At 53.0% G+C, this 462-nt stretch carries 1 pseudogene; it reads left to right on the top strand.

Going from position 1 to position 462, the window contains the following annotated elements:
- A pseudogene (locus tag KP705_RS17550) lies at positions 1 to 462 on the top strand (IS5/IS1182 family transposase); the annotation flags it as partial.

The raw sequence follows: 462 nt of genomic DNA, 5'->3' as shown, positions 1-462 counted from the left end.
GGTAGCCGCTCCAAAGCAGCGCAATACGAATGCCGAGAAGGCAGATCTCCGGGCAGGACGTATTCCCGAAGACTGGCAGGACAAGTCGGCAAAGCTGTCGCACAAGGATCGTCATGCGCGCTGGACGCTGAAGTTCACGAAAGCAAAACGGCAGGATGACGGGAGTATGCCCGCAACGGATCTCGCTATCCCGTTCTTTGGCTACAAATCCCACGTGTCCATCGACCGAAGTTTCGGTTCATCCGAAAATGGAAGACGACGGATGCCGCCGCCAGTGATGGTGCGCGATTGAGAGAGGGGCTGTTAGATAAAACCAATACGGCCTCAAGCGTTTGGGCTGATACAGCTTATCGCTCGAAAGCGAATGAGGACTTCATGGACAAAGAGGGTTTTGTCTCAAAGGTTCACAGAAAAAAGCCGCATCTCAAGCCTATGCCCCGACATATCCAGAAATCGAATGAT

This window comes from Gluconobacter sp. P1D12_c (assembly GCF_018812105.1).
GTDB lineage: Bacteria > Pseudomonadota > Alphaproteobacteria > Acetobacterales > Acetobacteraceae > Gluconobacter > Gluconobacter oxydans_A.
This window is presented reverse-complemented; position numbering and strand designations above follow the sequence as displayed.